Here is a 15,496-nt window from a genome sequence, read left to right on the forward strand (position 1 = left end):
CCTAACCCGGGGCGCGCGCGGCGCCCTGGCGCTCAGCGGGCGCGTCGCAGACGCAGGCTGTTGAGCACGACGAAAACACTCGAGAACGCCATCGCCGCCCCGGCGATCATCGGGTTGAGCAGGCCCAGGGCCGCCAGCGGGAGTGCCGCCACGTTGTAGGCGAAAGCCCAGAAGAGGTTGCCGCGGATGACGCCCATCGTGCGGCGACTGAGCCTGACCGCCGACACGATGGTCGCGGGGTCGCTGCGGACGAGGGTGATGTCGCTGGCGTGGATCGCGGCATCCGTCCCGCCGCCCATCGCGATCCCGAGGTCGGCGGTGGCCAGCGCCGCCGCATCGTTCACGCCGTCGCCGACCATGGCGACCGTCCGGCCGGCGGCGCGGAGGCGTTCGACGGCGGAGACCTTGTCTTCGGGGCTCGCTCCCGCCGAGACCTCGGCGATGCCCACCTCGTCGGCGACGCTTCGGGCGACTCGGGCGTTGTCGCCCGTGAGGAGGCGGACGTCCAGCCCCGCCGCCGCGAGCTCGCGAACCGCGACGGCGCTTTCCGGGCGTACCGCATCCGCGACGACGAAGACGCCCCGAGCCCGCATCGGCTCCGCGGCGTCGCTCCATCCGACGACCACGACAGTCCCGTCCTGCTCTCCCGCAGTCACCGCATCCCCGACGGCCGCCGAAACCTCGGCGCCGAGTTCGCGCGCGAAGCGCGGCGACCCGGCGAATGCGGGGCGCCCGTCGACGGTCCCCGTCACGCCCGCTCCGGCGGAGGAGCGGAAGCCCTCGACGACGGCGTCCCCCGCCGAAGCCGAGGCTACCGCGCGCGCCACCGGATGCTCGGACCGGCTCTCGAGAGCGGCGGCGACGCGACGCACCTCGGCCTCGTCATCGTCGGCGGGGACGCGGACGTCACGCAGGGTCATCGTGCCGGTGGTCACGGTGCCGGTCTTGTCGAGGACGATCGTGTCGATGCGGTCGGCGGACTCCAGCGCCTCGGGGCCGGTGATGAGGATCCCCAGCTGGGCACCGCGTCCTGTGCCGACGAGCAGGGCGATCGGGGTGGCGAGACCCAGCGCGCAGGGGCACGCGATGATGAGCACCGCCACGGCCGCGGTGAACCCGGCTTCCAGCGGTGAGCCGGCGAGGACCCAGACGGCGAGGGTGGCTACGGCCAGCGCGATCACCAGAGGCACGAAGACCGCGGAGATCCGGTCGGCCAGGCGCTGCACGCGGCTCTTGCCCGTCTGGGCGTTCTCGACGAGCCGCGCGATGTGCGCGAGGCGCGTGTCCGCCCCGACCGACGTCGCCCGGATGGTGAGGCGGCCGTCCACCGCGATCGTCCCCCCGGTGACCCTCGATCCCGGGGCGACCTCGACGGGGACCGACTCACCGGTGAGCATGCTCTCGTCCACGGCGGCGGAGCCGGTCACGACCACGCCGTCCGCCGCGATCGTCCCGCCGGGTCGCACGACGAAGATGTCGTCCACCGCGAGGTCCTCGATGCCGATCGTGCCGCCGTCCTCCCGCTCGACGGTCTTCACGCCGAGATCGAGGAGGGCGCGCAGCGCCGCGCCGGCCCGACGCTTCGAGCGCTGCTCGATGAAGCGGCCCAAAAGGAGGAACACCGTCACCGCCGCGGCGACCTCGAAGTACACCAGCGCGCTGGCGTCATGCACCGGCCCGAAGAGCACCACGTCGTGGCGGATGCCGATGCGCCCCGCCGAGCCGAAGAACAAGGCCCATACGCTCCAGAGGTAGGCGGCGAACGTCCCCAGGGTGATGAGCGTGTCCATCGTGGCCGCGCCGTGCCGCGCATTGGCGAAGCTGGCACGGTGGAACGGCCACCCGCCCCACAGCACGATGGGTGTCGCAAGCGCGAGCGAGACCCACTGCCAGCCCGCGAACTGCCACGCCGGCACCATCCCCAGCGCGACGACGGGCACGGCGAGCACGGCGGAGGTCAACAGGCGCGTGCGCAGCGACACGGCCCCCGGGCGGTCCTCGACGTCGTGGTCGTGGCCGCCGTGCCCGACGCCGGAGGCGGGGCGTTCATGCCGGGCCGCCCGGATGCGCGCGTCGTACCCGGCGTCCTTCACCGCCCGCAGGAGAGCGGCGGCCGGGACCGAGTCGGGGTAGCTCACTCGCGCCGACTCCGTCGCGAGGTTCACGGTGGCGTCGACGCCGTCGACGGCACGCAGACGCTTCTCCACGCGAGCGACACAGCTCGCGCACGTCATGCCGTCGATGTCGAGGGTCGCCTCGCGGCGGTCAGCGACGGGATGCTCGGTGTGGGTGGTCATGGTGCCTCCTCTCCGCCCGACAACCACGATACCCCCCTGGGGTATTCCGTCCGCATTCACCCCGGCGGGGTCCGTCCGGTTCTAGGGTGGTCGTCATGCCGACCGCGAAGATGACCCGCGACCAGCGGATGGTTCTGGGCATCGCGATCCTGGCGTCGTTCGTCTCGTTCCTCGACGGGACGGTCGTGACCGTCGCCCTGCCCGCGATCCAGGACGACCTCGGCGGTGGTCTGACGACGCAGCAGTGGGTCGTCGACGCCTACCTCGTCACCCTCGGGGCGCTCATCCTGGTGGCCGGATCCCTCAGCGACGTCCTGGGGCGCCTCCTGGTGCTGCGCGTCGGGTTGATCGGCTTCGGCATCACCTCTCTCGCCATCGCCGCGGCGCCCACGCCGGAATTCCTCATCGCCGCGCGAGCCCTGCAGGGGATCGCCGGCGCCCTCCTCGTGCCGAGTTCGCTCGCCTTAATCACCGCGAACTTCCGCGACGCCGCGCAATCCCGGGCGATCGGCATCTGGACGGCCGCGACGACGAGCGCGATGATCGCCGGGCCGGTGCTCGGCGGCGTCTTCGTGGACCTGCTGTCGTGGCGGCTCGTGTTCCTGATCAACGTCGTGCCGCTCGCCGTCACGCTGTGGCTGCTCGTCCGGCTGGGACATCCCGACGAGCGCCGTGCCGGAGCATCCGTCGACGTGTGGGGGGCCGTCCTGTGCGCGGTGGGTCTGGGCGCCACGGTGTTCGCCCTCATCGAGCAGCCGACCTTCGGATGGGGATCCCCGCTCATCTGGGGCACCCTCGTCTTCGGCGTGGCGTGCCTGGCCGGATTCCTGGTGCGCCAACGGGTGGCGAGGGCACCGATGATGCCCCTCGGGCTGTTCCGGGTGCGCAATTTCTGGACCGGCAACGTCGCCACGGCCTTCATCTACGCCGCCCTCTCGCTGAACGGATTCGTGCTCGGCGTCTACCTCCAGCAGGGCGCCGGGCTTCCCGCCACGCTGGCGGGGCTTGCGACCCTTCCGAGCACGGTGCTGATGATCCTCTTCAGCTCCCGGGTGGGGACGCTGGCCGGACGGTGGGGGCCGCGCCTTTTCATGACGGTCGGCCCGCTCCTCATGGCGGGGGGCGCTCTCCTGCTGCTCACGGTGTCGGCGGACTTCTCCTACTGGTGGCAGGTGCTTCCGAGCGTGCTGCTGTTCGGGATGGGGCTGACCCTCACCGTCTCGCCGCTGACCTCCGCCGTGCTCGGCTCGATCGACAGCGCCCGTTCGGGCATCGCGTCGGCGGTGAACAACGCGGTCGCCCGCGTGGCGGGCCTGCTCGCGATCGCGATGCTCGCCGCCGTCGTCGGGGGGTCGCTCGATCTCGACGGGTTCCATCGCGCCGCGATCGTGACCGCGGTGCTCCTGGCCACCGGCGGGGTGGTCTCCTACGCCGGGATCCGCAACACCCGCCACGCGTAGGCTGGGAGCATGCCCTCCCTCACCGAAGCCGAGCTGGCCGCCGCGATCGACCACGCGATCCTCAAGCCGGAGTTGACGCGCTCGGAGGTCGACGCGGAATTGGACGTCGCCGCGCAGTGGCGCGTGTTCAGCGTCTGCGTGCGGCCCTCCGACATCGCCCACGCTACCGAGCGTCTCCGGGGAACGGGTGTCGCGGTGGGCACCGTGATCGGCTTCCCGCATGGGACCACCTCCTCCGCGGCGAAGGCCGCGGAGGTCAGGCAGGCGCTCGCCGACGGCGCGAGCGAGGTGGACATGGTCCTGAACATCGGATTCCTGCGCTCCGGCCTCGACGCGGAGGTCGAAGCTGACATCCGCGCGGTCGTCGACGCCGCATCCGGGCACGTCACGAAGGTGATCCTCGAGACCTCCTACCTCGACGACGAGCAGATCGCCCGCGGCAGCCGCCTGGCCGAGCGCGCGGGCGCCACGTTCGTCAAGACCTCGACCGGGTTCGCCGGTGGTGGCGCCACGGTCGAGCACGTGCGGCTGATGCGCGCGAGCGTAGGCCCCGACGTGCAGGTGAAGGCGTCGGGCGGGGTGCGCGGGCTCGAGACCGCGCTCGCCATGCTCGACGCGGGCGCGACGCGCCTGGGCACGAGCGCGAGTGCCACGATCCTCGGGGAGATCCGCGCGATCGTCGCCGGCGAGAGCGCGACGGGCGCGCAGGACGACTCGTCCTACTGAGGTTCGCGCTCGGACGCCTCGACCAGCACCGCGCGTACGCGCTCGACGTCGTCCGCCATCTGGATCTTGAGCTGATCGACGCCCTCGAACGCGACCATGCCCCGCACGCGGGAGACGAAGCGCACTTCCACGCGGTGGCCGTACAGGTCCAGGTCCGTCTCGTCCAGGACGTACGCCTCGACCTGCCGCACCGGCACGTCGCCGAACGTCGGATTCACCCCCACGCTGATCGCGGCGGCGTACCGCACGCCCGGGCGGAGGCCGTCGGCTGACGCCTCGTCGATGAGCCACCCCGCGTAGATGCCGTCGGCGGGGACGAATCCCTCCAGGTCGGGTGAGAGGTTCGCCGTCGGGTACCCGAGTTCGCGTCCGCGCTTCTGGCCGTGCACCACCTCGCCCCACACCGACGGTGCGCGCCCGAGGAGCTTGCCCGCCGCGCTGACGTCGCCCTCGGCGAGCAGCTCGCGGATCCACGTCGACGACACTCGGCGATCGGCGTCGATGGCGCGGACGTCCTCGACGACATCGACGCGGAACCCGTACCGCTCCCCCATGCTGCGCAGCAGCTCCGGGTCGCCCACTCCGCCGCGCCCGAAGCGGAAGTCCTGCCCGACGAGGACCGTCCGCACCCCGAGCGCATCGACGAGAACGTGCTCGACGAACTCTTCGGCGGTGAGGCTCGCCAGTGCCTGATCGAAGGTCAGCAGGAGCGTGGCATCCACCCCCGACCGCTCGAGCAGGTCGAGCTTCTGATGCACGCCGATGAGCTCTGCCGGGCAGAGCTCGGGGCGCAGCACCGCGAGCGGATTGCGGTCGAACGTGACCGCTACGATCTTCGATCCTCCCGTGGCGTCCACGCGGGCGCGATCGATGACGGCGCGGTGTCCGGCGTGCACGCCGTCGAACTTGCCGATCGCGACGACCGAGGGGCCGAAGCCCGCGGGGATGTCTGCGGGATCGCGGAACACGATCACGAGGCCACCGCCGCCCGTGCGGGCACGGTGCGGTGCGCGACCAGCCACCACAGACCGAGGAACGGCAGCACCAACGGCACGAAGAGGTAGCCGATGCCGTACAGCGACCAGACGGTCGGATGCTGGAACAGTTCGGGCATCGTGAGGCTGAGCGTGCCGATGACGAGGACTCCGACGAGCTCGAAGCCGATCGCGATCCACGCCACGCGGTACCAGCCGGTGCGCGAGGCGAACACCAGGGCCAGCGTCGCGAGGATGTAGACGACGGCGCTCAGCGCCGACAGCGCGTAGGCGACCGGCGCCTCGTCGAACTCGCGCACGATCTGCACGAACGACCGGCCGGTGGCCGCGAGCGCCATGATGAGGTAGACGATGACCAGCACACGGCCGATCCCGGTCATCCGGCGAGGGTGAGATGTTGGCATGACCTGTTCATCCTAGGCCGGGCGGCGCGGGGTGCCCTGTCGACTCAGGCCAGCTGAACGGTCCAGATGGCGTGCATGCGCCACACCATGACGGCGACGGCGAGCGCGGCCACGCCCATGATGACGGTGCTCCAGCGGCTGCGCTCGACGAGCGCCCAGGCCACCCCTGCCGGGGGCAGCAGCGCCGCCGACACGAGGTAGACCCAGTACTCCAGGAGGCTCCCGGTCGGCGGGTTCCCGGCCAGCGGCGACACGATCCCGACGACGATCTGCGCGAGCAGGAGCACCTCGATGAGCGCGAGGCCGCCGACGGTGACGTCGCCGGGGCGACGGCCGGCGAGTCCGGCCACGATCGCCGCGACGCCGACCAGGCAGGCCAGCGCCACCTGCACGAGGGTGAACCACAGGATCATCCGCGAGCCTCCTCGGGCATGTTCATGATGCTCTTCACGTCGGCTCCCCGCGCCTCCACGACGCCGACGAGCTCGCCCGACGGGTCGATCGCCGCGGATCGGGCGCCCGGCAGCCGGACGGCTGCGCCGGCCAGACGCTTGCCGTGCCGGAGGTCGCGGGCCTCCTCCTCGGTGACGGCGAAGGCGCCGAGCGCGGCCCGCGCGACGAGCGCGGGCGCGCGGAGCCGCTCACGCGACAGATCGTCGACGCCGGTCGCGTCGGCGACAGAGAAGGGTCCCACCCGATCGCGGCGCAGCGCCGTGAGGTGGCCGCCGACACCGAGGGCGCCGCCGAGATCGCGCGCGAGCGCGCGGATGTACGTGCCGCTGGAGCAGTCGACGATCACGTCGAGGTCGATCGACCTCGTGTCGCGGCGGATGGCGAGGGTGTCGAACCGGGAGACGACCACCTCGCGCGGCTTCAGCTCCACAGCCTCGCCGGCGCGCGCGAGGTCGTACGCGCGGCGGCCCTGCACCTTGATCGCCGAGACGGTGCTCGGGATCTGGGCGATCGCGCCCGTGAGGGCGGCGATGCCTCGCCGGAGATCGGCCTCGTCCACCGCGGCCACCGCGTCCGCATCCGCTCGGCTCGTGACGACGCCGTCAGCGTCGTCGGAGTCGGTGCTCTCGCCGAGGCGGATCGTCGCACGATAGGTCTTGTCCGCACCCACGAGGAAGGTGAGCAGGCGCGTCGCGGCGTCCACGCCGAGAACGAGCAGACCGGTGGCCATCGGGTCGAGGGTGCCCGCGTGACCGATCTTGCGCGTGACGAGCGCGCGCCGCGCGCGGGAGACGACGTCGTGACTGGTGATCCCCGCCGGCTTGTCGACGAGGAGGATTCCGCCGGCGGGCATCAGCAGTAGTCCCCGAAGATGCGCGCGGGCACGGCGAGGTCGGAGTTGTCGACGATGGCGGATGCAGCGCGGCGGGGCTCTGCCTCCCGGCGGTAGAGCTCCTGCGCGCCGCGGAGGCGCCGGTTCGACGCGGCGTCCGGGTCGGGGTCGGTGCCGTCGCGCAGCGCCAGGCGCGCGAAGGCGACCGACGGGGGCACCTCCAGCCAGATCGACCAGTTCCACAGCCCCCGCAGTTCCGGTCGCAACAGGAACGCCCCGTCCAGGATGAGGACGGCATCGCGCGGAGCGGTCACCCACTGCGATTCCACGGGCGCATCCCGGCCGGAATCGAAGGCCGTCAGCTGGAAGCCCGTGCTCCCACCGATCCGGAACGGGTCCACCAGGACGCGGCGGAGCGTCGCGAGATCGAAGGTGTCGGCGTAGTAGCCCGCCGGCGACTCGGCTCCGCGGGCCAGGCGTTCGCGGCGGGGACGCGCGAAATCGACGAGCGACGCGCGGAAGGCCGCGGAGCCCTCCTCCGCGAACACCTCCGCGAGCCCGTCTGCGAAGAGCGTCTTCCCGGCGCCGTCGATCCCGTCGACGGCGAGGATGATGCGCCCTGCGGGGTAGAGGTGGCGCACCTCGTCGCGCAGCTCCCGCAGCAGGGCGGTCACGGGGGTGGTGGGAAGGCGCACCTTCCCAGCGTACGGCGCCTGCGCCCGTAGGCTGATCGGGTGCCCGAGCTCGTCGCCACCCTCTCCGGCTGGTACGCGCACGCTGCCCGGGACCTCCCCTGGCGCCGACTGGGCTTCGGAGCGTGGGGGACGCTCGTGAGCGAGTTCATGCTCCAGCAGACCCCCGTGAACCGGGTCATCCCGCATCTGCGCGCGTGGCTGGAGCGCTGGCCCACCCCCGCCGCCCTCGCCGCTTCCGCGCCCGCGGATGCGGTGCACCAGTGGGCGAACCTCGGCTACCCTCGGCGCGCCCTGTGGCTGCACCGCGCAGCCGGCGAGATCACCGAGCGCCATGGCGGCGTCGTCCCGCGCGACGTGGACGCGCTCCTGGCGCTCACGGGCATCGGCGATTACACAGCACGGGCGGTGGCGGTCTTCGCGTACGGCGAGCGCCACCCCGTGGTCGACACCAATACGCGACGAGTGCTGGCCCGGGCGCTGGGGGGTCGCTCTCAGCCGGGCCCGCCGTCGCGCCGCGACCTCGACGCGATGTCGGAGATCCTGCCGGAAGACACGGCAGCATCCGCGGTGTTCAACGCCGCCGCGATGGAGCTCGGGGCCACCGTCTGCACGGCCCGGCGGCCCCGCTGCGGGGAATGCCCGATCACGGCGCAGTGTGCCTGGCGGGCGGCGGGCTATCCCGAGACGGGCGACCTGCGTCGCCGTCAGGCGCGGTACGAGGGCAGCGACCGGCAGGCTCGCGGTGCGGCCCTGCGGATGCTGCGCGAGGCCGCGCCGTCGGCTGTCGCCCTCGACGCGGTGATCGCCGACTGGCCCGATGCCGCCCAGCGCGACCGCGCGATCCACTCCCTCATCGCCGACGGCCTCGCCGAGGCATCTGCCGGCTTCCTGCGCCTTCCCGGCGCCGCGTGAACAGGCGAATCGGTCGGACGCAGCACCCGTCGCCGGGTATTCTCCTGCATCCGGCCGATTCGCCCGATCTCAGCGGTCGGTGTCGTCGTCCGGTTCGGAGTCGTCGTCCGAGTCGGTCGCCTCCTCGTCGACCTCCTCGCGCGGCTTGAGGTACGGATCGGGGTCGCCGGCGTAGCTCCCGGATGCCGCCAGCGCGGCCACGGCCTCGTCCCGCTCCCGCGCCTCACGCAGGAGCGCCGCGATGTGGTCGGCGTTCTCGGGGATGGCGTCCAGGATGAACTCGAGCGACGGCGTCAGGCGCGTGTTCAGGTGCTTGCCCACCTCGGAGCGCAGCATCCCCGTCGCCGACTTCAGCGCGGCGGCCGTGTCGGCCCGCAGCGCCTCATCGCCCATGACGGTGTAGAACACCGACGCGTGCTGGAGGTCGCCGGTCACCTTGACGTCGGTGATGGTGACGAATCCGAGCCGCGGGTCGCGCAGGCCCTTCTCGAGCCGCTCGGCCAGCACCACGCGGATGCGGTCGGCGACGCGCGCTTGCCGTTCGCCTGCCATGATCTTCTCCCTCTGCGAAAGCGTGAGGGACGCCCGCAGGCGCCCCTCACGATCGATGCGGATCAGCCGCGGGGCTTCTCCACCATCTCCACGGTCTCGATCTCGTCGCCGATCTGGATGTCGTTGAACTTGCCCAATCCGATACCGGCCTCGAAGTCGGTGCGGACCTCGGTGACGTCATCCTTGAAGCGACGCAGCGACTCGATGGCGAGGCCATCGGCCAGCACCACGCCGTCGCGGATGACGCGAGCCTTGGCGTTGCGCGTGATCGTTCCCGACCGCACGATGACACCGGCGATGTTGCCGAATTTCGAGGAGCGGAACACCTCGCGGATCTCGGCCACACCCGACTGCACCTCTTCGAACTCCGGCTTGAGCAGGCCCTTGAGCGACTGCTCGACGTCGTCGATCGCGTTGTAGATGACGGAGTAGAACCGCACGTCCACACCCTCGCGGGCGGCACGCTCGCGGGCCTTGGTGTCGGGGCGGACGTTGAACCCGATGACGATCGCGTTGTCGATCGTCGCGAGGTTGATGTCGGACTCCGTGATCGCACCCACACCGCGGTGGATGATGCGCAGCTGCACGCTGTCGTCGACCTCGATCTTGAGGAGCGACTCCTCCAGCGCCTCGACGGCACCGGACACGTCGCCCTTGATGATGAGGTTGAGCGACTCGACCTTGCCCTCTTCGAGGGCGCGGGTGAAGTCCTCCAGCGAGATGCGCTTGCGCGCCTTGGCCAGGGCGGCGTTGCGCTCCGCGGCCTCACGCTTCTCGGCGATCTGGCGAGCCATGCGGTCCTCGTCGGTGACGATGAACACGTCACCGGCGCGCGGGACGGAGTTGAGCCCCTGCACCGACACGGGGCGGGAGGGGTAGGCCTCGGCCACCGCCTCGCCGTTCTCGTCGGTCATGGCCCGTACGCGCCCGTACGCGGTACCCGCGACGATCGCGTCGCCCACGCGCAGCGTTCCGGACTGGATGAGCACCGTGGCGATAGACCCGCGGCCCTTATCGAGCTTCGCCTCGATCGCGATACCGCGTGCCGCCTTGTTCGGGTTGGCCGTGAGGTCAAGGCCCGCGTCGGCGGTGAGCAGCACCGCATCCAGAAGCTCCTGGATGCCGATGTTGTTGCGCGCGGAGACGTCCACGAACAGAACGTCGCCGCCGTACTCCTCCGCGACCAGACCGTACTCGGTCAGCTGCTGGCGGACCTTGGCCGGGTTGGCCTCGGGCTTGTCGATCTTGTTCACCGCGACCACGATCGGCACACCGGCCGCCTGCGCGTGGTTGAGCGCCTCGACCGTCTGCGGCATGATGCCGTCGTCGGCGGCGACCACGAGGATCGCGAGGTCGGTGACCTGCGCACCACGGGCACGCATGGCGGTGAACGCCTCGTGACCCGGGGTGTCGATGAACGTGATGGCGCGCTCGACGCCCTCGTGCTCGGTCCAAACCTGGTACGCACCGATGTGCTGCGTGATGCCGCCGGCCTCGCCCGCCACGACGTTCGTCTGGCGGATGGCGTCGAGCAGTCGGGTCTTACCGTGGTCGACGTGACCCATGACGGTCACCACCGGCGGACGGATCTCGAGGTCTTCCTCGTTCTCGTCCTCGAGCTCCTGCTCCAGGTCGAGACCGAAGCCCTCGAGGAGCTCCTTGTCCTCGTCCTCGGGCGAGACCATCTGGATCTTGTAGCCCAGCTCCTCGCCGAGCACCTCGAACGTGGCCTCGTCGAGCGATTCGGTCGCCGTGGCCATCTCACCCAGGTTGAACAGGATGGTGACGAGCGTTCCGGGCTGCACGGTGTAGCCGCGCAGCGCCTCGAGCTTGTCCGCGAAGTCGGCGATCGAGGCACCACGGCGGAGACGGATGATCTCGCCGTTGCCCTTGGAGACGTTGACGCCGCCGACGACCGGCGCCGACCGCATCTCGAACTCTTGCCGCTTCGCCCGACGCGACTTGCGCTGCTTAGACTTGCCGCCGCCCTTACCGAAGGCACCCGCGGTGCCGCCGCCGGGGCCACGACCGCGACCGCCGCCGCCACCCGGACGACCGGCGAAACCGCCGCCCGCGGGGGCACCGGGACGACCGGCGAACCCGCCGCCGCCGCCGGGGCGACCGGGGCCGCCCGGACGCTGCTGGAACGGGGCTCCGGGACGACCGCCGCCACCGGGGCGACCCGCGCCACCGGGGCGAGGGGCACCCGGACGCGGGGCGCCCGGACGCGGCGCCTGCGGACGCGGGATGTTGCCCGGCGTCGGGCGCTGGCCCATGCCCTGAGCGCTCGCGAACGGGTTGTTCCCGGGGCGCGGGCCGGCGGGGCGCTGGCCCATGCCCTGCGCGGACGAGAACGGGTTGTTGCCGGGGCGCGGAGCGCCACCCGGGCGGGGTGCGGCCGGAGCCGCGGAGCCACCGGGGGCGGGGGCTGCGGGCTTGGACGGAGCGGGGGTCGCCGATGCGGCAGGGCGCGCCTCGCTCGGCGCGGGCGCCGGGGAGGCGGCCGGGGCCGGAGCCGCCTCGGGCGCGCGCGCCGGAGCGGGAGCAGCCGGGGCGGGAGCAGCCGGGGCGGGAGCGGACGCTGCCGGAGCGGGGGCCGCGGGGCGGGCCGGGCCCGGGCGTCCCGCGGGACGCGGAGCGGACGCTGCCGGCTGGTCTGACGGCTTCTTGGCCGTGCCGTCGGCCTCGAGCGCAGCCCGGAGCTTCCGGGCCACCGGAGGTTCGATGGTGGATGAGGGGCTCTTGACGAACTCGCCGAGCTCCTTCAGCTTCGCGAGGGCGACTTTACTGTCGACGCCGAGCTCGGAAGCGATCTCGTGCACGCGTGGTTTTGCCACAATTCTCCTGTCTGGGAGGCCTACCCCGGACAGGGCAGACCGCTAGTTGCGGACGGGTCTCATTTCGAGCCGTTCACTTTGTGTCCATAGCCGTTCAGCCGTTTCGCTGGAGGGTTTGTTGAAAGGTCTGCGTATCGAGCGGACTCGACACACGCAATGCTCGCACGAACGCGCGGCGCCGCAGAGCGGCATCCACGCACCCGTGCGTCTCGTGAACCCACGCGCCGCGCCCCGGCATCCTCGCGCGGTCATCGCGGACGAGGACCGAATCGACGGCCACCACCCGAAGGAGGGCGGCCCGGGGAGCACGCGTGCGGCATCCGACGCACGTTCGTACGGATTCCATTCTACACCTCGGGCCCGGGTCTCGACCGACGCGTCAGTCCTCGAGGATGCTGTCGGGCTGGATGTCGATCTTCGCGCCCGTCAGCTTGGCGGCCAGGCGGGCGTTCTGCCCTTCCTTGCCGATCGCCAGCGAGAGCTGATAGTCGGGAACCAGAGCGCGCACGGCCTTCGTGTTGGCGTCGAGGATGAAGCTCGAGGTCACCTTCGCGGGCGAGAGCGCGTTCGCGACGAACTTCGCCAGGCCCTCGTCGTAGTCGACGATGTCGATCTTCTCGCCACCGAGCTCCTCGGTGACGGCGCGCACGCGGCGTCCCAGCTCTCCGATGCAGGCCCCCTTGGCGTTGATCGTGGGGTCATTGGCCTTGACGGCGATCTTCGTGCGGTGGCCGGCCTCGCGCGCGAGCGACACGATCTCGACCAGACCGCCCGCGATCTCGGGGACCTCGAGTGCGAAGAGCTTGCGGACGAGACCGGGGTGGGTGCGGGAGACCGTGATCGACGGACCCTTAGTGCCCCGCGACACGGAGGTGACGTAGACGCGCAGCCGCGAGCCATGTGCGTAGCTCTCCCCCGGCACCTGCTCTTCGGGAGGGAGAATCGCCTCCACCGTGCCGAGGTCGACATGCACCATGCGCGGGTTCGGCCCCTGCTGGACGACGCCGGCGACGATGTCGCCCTCCTTGCCCCGGAACTCCCCCAGCACCGCGTCGTCGGCGATGTCGCGCAGTCGCTGGCTGATGACCTGCTTCGCGGCGAAAGCAGCGATGCGGCCGAAGTCCTCGGGCGTCTGCTCCTCTTCGCCGATGATGGCACCCTCCTCGTCGAGGACGGGGGTGAAGACGGCGACATGGCCGGACTTGCGGTCCATGTGCGCGCGAGCCCCCTCGGGAACGGCACCGCTGGGCGAGGTGTGCTTGCCGTAAGCGGTCAGGATGGCCTGCTCGATGATGCCGGCGAGCTCGTCGAAGGGGATCTCCTTCTCGCGCTCGATCGTCTTCAGCAGTGCCAGATCGATGTCCACGGTGGGCCTTTCGTATTCAACTGTGGTCGGCGTGGAGACGTGCCGACATCCCGGATACGTTACCGGATGCGCCTGCGCGCCGTCTCAGCCGTCGCTCAGCCGCAGGGCGCACTCGTCCAGACGCTGCGGAGCACGCTCGATCAGGCGCTCCGTCCAGTTCATCAGCACCGGCAGAAAGCGGGACCCGGGGAGGATCGGGCGTAGGTGGTCGTACCCGTGGTACGAGCGCCAGCGCACCTCCTGCCCCTGGTCGCACAGCCCGCGGATGTACCGGTCCTGCAGCTGCGTGGGGATCACCTCGTCGTCCTTGCCCCACACGATCAGCAGCGGCGACCCGGTCGGCCCGGTGGCGGCGTTCTCCGCGAGCCGGCGTCCCAGTGCGCCCTCCGTGAGATCCCCGGTGTACAGCGGCCGATCCTCCGACACGCCCAGCGCGGCGAGCACCGACACCACGACGCCCGGCTCCGTCGGGCAGCGCTGCGTCATCTCGCGCACGATCGATCGCGCGCCCGGGGCGACGTAGTCGTCGAGGTGCACATCGGGATACGTCTCGGCATAGGGGACGAGGACCCACGAGGTGAGCACCGAGAGCATGGCGTTCGCGTCGAAACGCAGCAGTTCGTCGGCCAGCGCGGCAGGGTCGGCGACGGGGGCGATGGCCGCCGTCCCGAGGACGGTGACGCCGGGCGTGTACTCCGGGGCCAGTTGCGTCGTCCACAACGCCGCGTGCCCGCCCTGCGAGTGACCCCACACCACCGTGTCGGGGGACAGAGTCAGGTCGGGCAGCTCCGCCGCCGCCAGCACCGCGTCCAGTGACGACCGGGCCTCGCCTTTGCCGATCAGATAGGGGAAGCGCCCGGGTGCGCCCTGCCCCGAGTAGTCGGATGCCACCACGACCCACCCGGCCGCGAGCGCCTCCTCCAGAGCGGGGATCGACCACCGCGTGGCCGACGCGTCGCGCAGGCTCGGCGCGCAGCCCTGCGCGACACCGGTCGTGCCGTGGTTCCACACGATCACCGGGCGTGGTCCCGGGGGCGGATCGTGGGGGACGATCACCAGCCCGCTTGCGACCGCGGAGCGGCTCACCGCATCCCGTGTCGTGTACAGGATGCGGTGGACATCGCCGTTCTGGGGCGCGCGGCCCTGATAGTCGTCCCAGCGGATCAGGCGGCCGTGACCGTCGGGCAGCCGGTCGGGCGGGTCGTAGAACGCGTCGATCACCGGGGCACCGTCGGCCAGCCAGTCATCGAGCCACCAGCCGGCACCGGCGGAGGCGAGCAGGAGCACCGCGAGCGTGTAACGGCCCGCAGCGCTCCACGCCGTGATGCGCCGAGCGCGCCGGAGATCGGGAGAGCGGGGAACGAGCGGCAGCCCGCGGCGCTCCCGCGCGGCCTCGCGCATCCCGCGTGCGCCGCGGACGACGAGCGACCCGCCGAACACGAGGGTGCGCACTCCGAAGACGAGAGCGACGACCAGCACCGTGACATCCGGCCAGGTGAGGGAGAGGACCCCGAAGGCGACCTGGGCGGCACCGGATGCGGCAGCCAGCACACGCTGACTCGGTCGCCCGCGCGCCGCGGCGTCGCCGAGCGAGGCGAGACCTCCGACGACCAGGAGAACGGCGAGCACGGCGGGAAGAAGATCGAGGCTCCGTCCGAGCCAGACGAGCACCAGGACACCCCCCGCGATCCAGGCCGCGGCGAAAACGCGTGTCCACCACGGCGACGACCGACGCTGGGCGATGAGCTCGACCACGCCGGCCGTGATCGCGCTCAGTCCGACGTAGACGCCCAAAAGCACCAGCGACGTGAGGGGCCGGGTGACGATGAGCGCACCGAGGACGACGACGACGATCCCCACGACCAGCAGCACGCGAGCTGGGGCGCGCGTCAGGAAGACCGGCAGCGCGCTCCAGCGCCGTGACAGCCGCCGAGGGGGGGACATCCGCCCCATGATAGGCGTCGTCG

General features: G+C 71.6%; 14 protein-coding genes. 3 read left to right on the top strand and 11 right to left on the bottom strand.

The window, feature by feature from the left end; translation table 11 throughout:
• Nucleotides 1–32 precede the first annotated feature (32 nt).
• Entirely contained in the window at nucleotides 33–2,297 is a 2,265-nt protein-coding gene (locus ACTU3I_RS10760; protein WP_442925683.1) for a heavy metal translocating P-type ATPase, read from the bottom strand.
• A 95-nt stretch (nucleotides 2,298–2,392) separates the two neighbouring features.
• Between ACTU3I_RS10760 and ACTU3I_RS10765 the strand changes: the two genes are divergently transcribed.
• Nucleotides 2,393–3,757: an MFS transporter gene (locus ACTU3I_RS10765; protein ID WP_442925684.1), complete on the top strand. Its 1,365-nt coding sequence runs from the start codon at nucleotides 2,393–2,395 to the stop codon at nucleotides 3,755–3,757.
• 9 nt (nucleotides 3,758–3,766) lie between these two features.
• Nucleotides 3,767–4,483 carry a deoxyribose-phosphate aldolase gene (gene deoC, locus ACTU3I_RS10770; protein WP_442925685.1) on the top strand — a complete coding sequence of 239 codons (717 nt, stop codon included), beginning with the start codon at nucleotides 3,767–3,769 and terminating at the stop codon, nucleotides 4,481–4,483.
• Here deoC and ACTU3I_RS10775 read toward each other — a convergent pair.
• The 5 genes from ACTU3I_RS10775 to ACTU3I_RS10795 form a co-directional block, all read right to left on the bottom strand.
• Nucleotides 4,477–5,457, bottom strand: coding sequence for a bifunctional riboflavin kinase/FAD synthetase (locus ACTU3I_RS10775; RefSeq protein ID WP_442925686.1), 981 nt, complete (start codon nucleotides 5,455–5,457; stop codon nucleotides 4,477–4,479). The genes deoC and ACTU3I_RS10775 overlap by 7 nt on opposite strands.
• Nucleotides 5,454–5,858 (bottom strand): hypothetical protein, encoded by a 405-nt coding sequence (locus ACTU3I_RS10780; protein WP_442925687.1) that lies wholly within the window; start codon nucleotides 5,856–5,858, stop codon nucleotides 5,454–5,456. Before ACTU3I_RS10780 ends, ACTU3I_RS10775 begins: the two co-directional genes overlap by 4 nt.
• 68 nt (nucleotides 5,859–5,926) lie before the next feature.
• Nucleotides 5,927–6,295, bottom strand: a complete 369-nt coding sequence (locus ACTU3I_RS10785; RefSeq protein ID WP_442925688.1) for a hypothetical protein — start codon at nucleotides 6,293–6,295, stop codon at nucleotides 5,927–5,929.
• Nucleotides 6,292–7,188 (bottom strand): tRNA pseudouridine(55) synthase TruB, encoded by an 897-nt coding sequence (gene truB, locus ACTU3I_RS10790; RefSeq protein ID WP_442925689.1) that lies wholly within the window; start codon nucleotides 7,186–7,188, stop codon nucleotides 6,292–6,294. The genes ACTU3I_RS10785 and truB overlap by 4 nt, the downstream gene beginning before the upstream one ends.
• Nucleotides 7,188–7,862 carry a uridine kinase gene (locus ACTU3I_RS10795; RefSeq protein ID WP_442925690.1) on the bottom strand — a complete coding sequence of 225 codons (675 nt, stop codon included), beginning with the start codon at nucleotides 7,860–7,862 and terminating at the stop codon, nucleotides 7,188–7,190. Before ACTU3I_RS10795 ends, truB begins: the two co-directional genes overlap by 1 nt.
• Nucleotides 7,863–7,901: 39 nt before the next feature.
• Between ACTU3I_RS10795 and ACTU3I_RS10800 the strand changes: the two genes are divergently transcribed.
• The gene (locus ACTU3I_RS10800; protein ID WP_442925691.1) at nucleotides 7,902–8,774 is read left to right on the top strand and encodes an A/G-specific adenine glycosylase; all 873 of its coding nucleotides are present in this window, start codon (nucleotides 7,902–7,904) and stop codon (nucleotides 8,772–8,774) included.
• A 69-nt stretch (nucleotides 8,775–8,843) separates the two neighbouring features.
• Here the strand turns inward: ACTU3I_RS10800 and rbfA are convergent, their stop codons facing one another.
• The 5 genes from rbfA to ACTU3I_RS10825 form a co-directional block, all read right to left on the bottom strand.
• Nucleotides 8,844–9,326, bottom strand: a complete 483-nt coding sequence (gene rbfA, locus ACTU3I_RS10805; RefSeq protein WP_442925692.1) for a 30S ribosome-binding factor RbfA — start codon at nucleotides 9,324–9,326, stop codon at nucleotides 8,844–8,846.
• Between the two features lie 62 nt (nucleotides 9,327–9,388).
• Entirely contained in the window at nucleotides 9,389–12,163 is a 2,775-nt protein-coding gene (gene infB, locus ACTU3I_RS10810; RefSeq protein WP_442925693.1) for a translation initiation factor IF-2, read from the bottom strand.
• 94 nt (nucleotides 12,164–12,257) lie between these two features.
• Nucleotides 12,258–12,509 (bottom strand): YlxR family protein, encoded by a 252-nt coding sequence (locus ACTU3I_RS10815; protein ID WP_442925694.1) that lies wholly within the window; start codon nucleotides 12,507–12,509, stop codon nucleotides 12,258–12,260.
• Between the two features lie 33 nt (nucleotides 12,510–12,542).
• Nucleotides 12,543–13,529 carry a transcription termination factor NusA gene (gene nusA / locus ACTU3I_RS10820; RefSeq protein WP_442925695.1) on the bottom strand — a complete coding sequence of 329 codons (987 nt, stop codon included), beginning with the start codon at nucleotides 13,527–13,529 and terminating at the stop codon, nucleotides 12,543–12,545.
• A gap of 84 nt (nucleotides 13,530–13,613) precedes the next feature.
• A complete protein-coding gene (locus ACTU3I_RS10825; protein ID WP_442925696.1) occupies nucleotides 13,614–15,473 on the bottom strand; it encodes a lipase family protein in 1,860 nt (619 codons plus the stop codon).
• Nucleotides 15,474–15,496: the final 23 nt, after the last annotated feature.

Source organism: Microbacterium sp. RD1 (assembly GCF_052220165.1).
Lineage (GTDB): Bacteria > Actinomycetota > Actinomycetes > Actinomycetales > Microbacteriaceae > Microbacterium.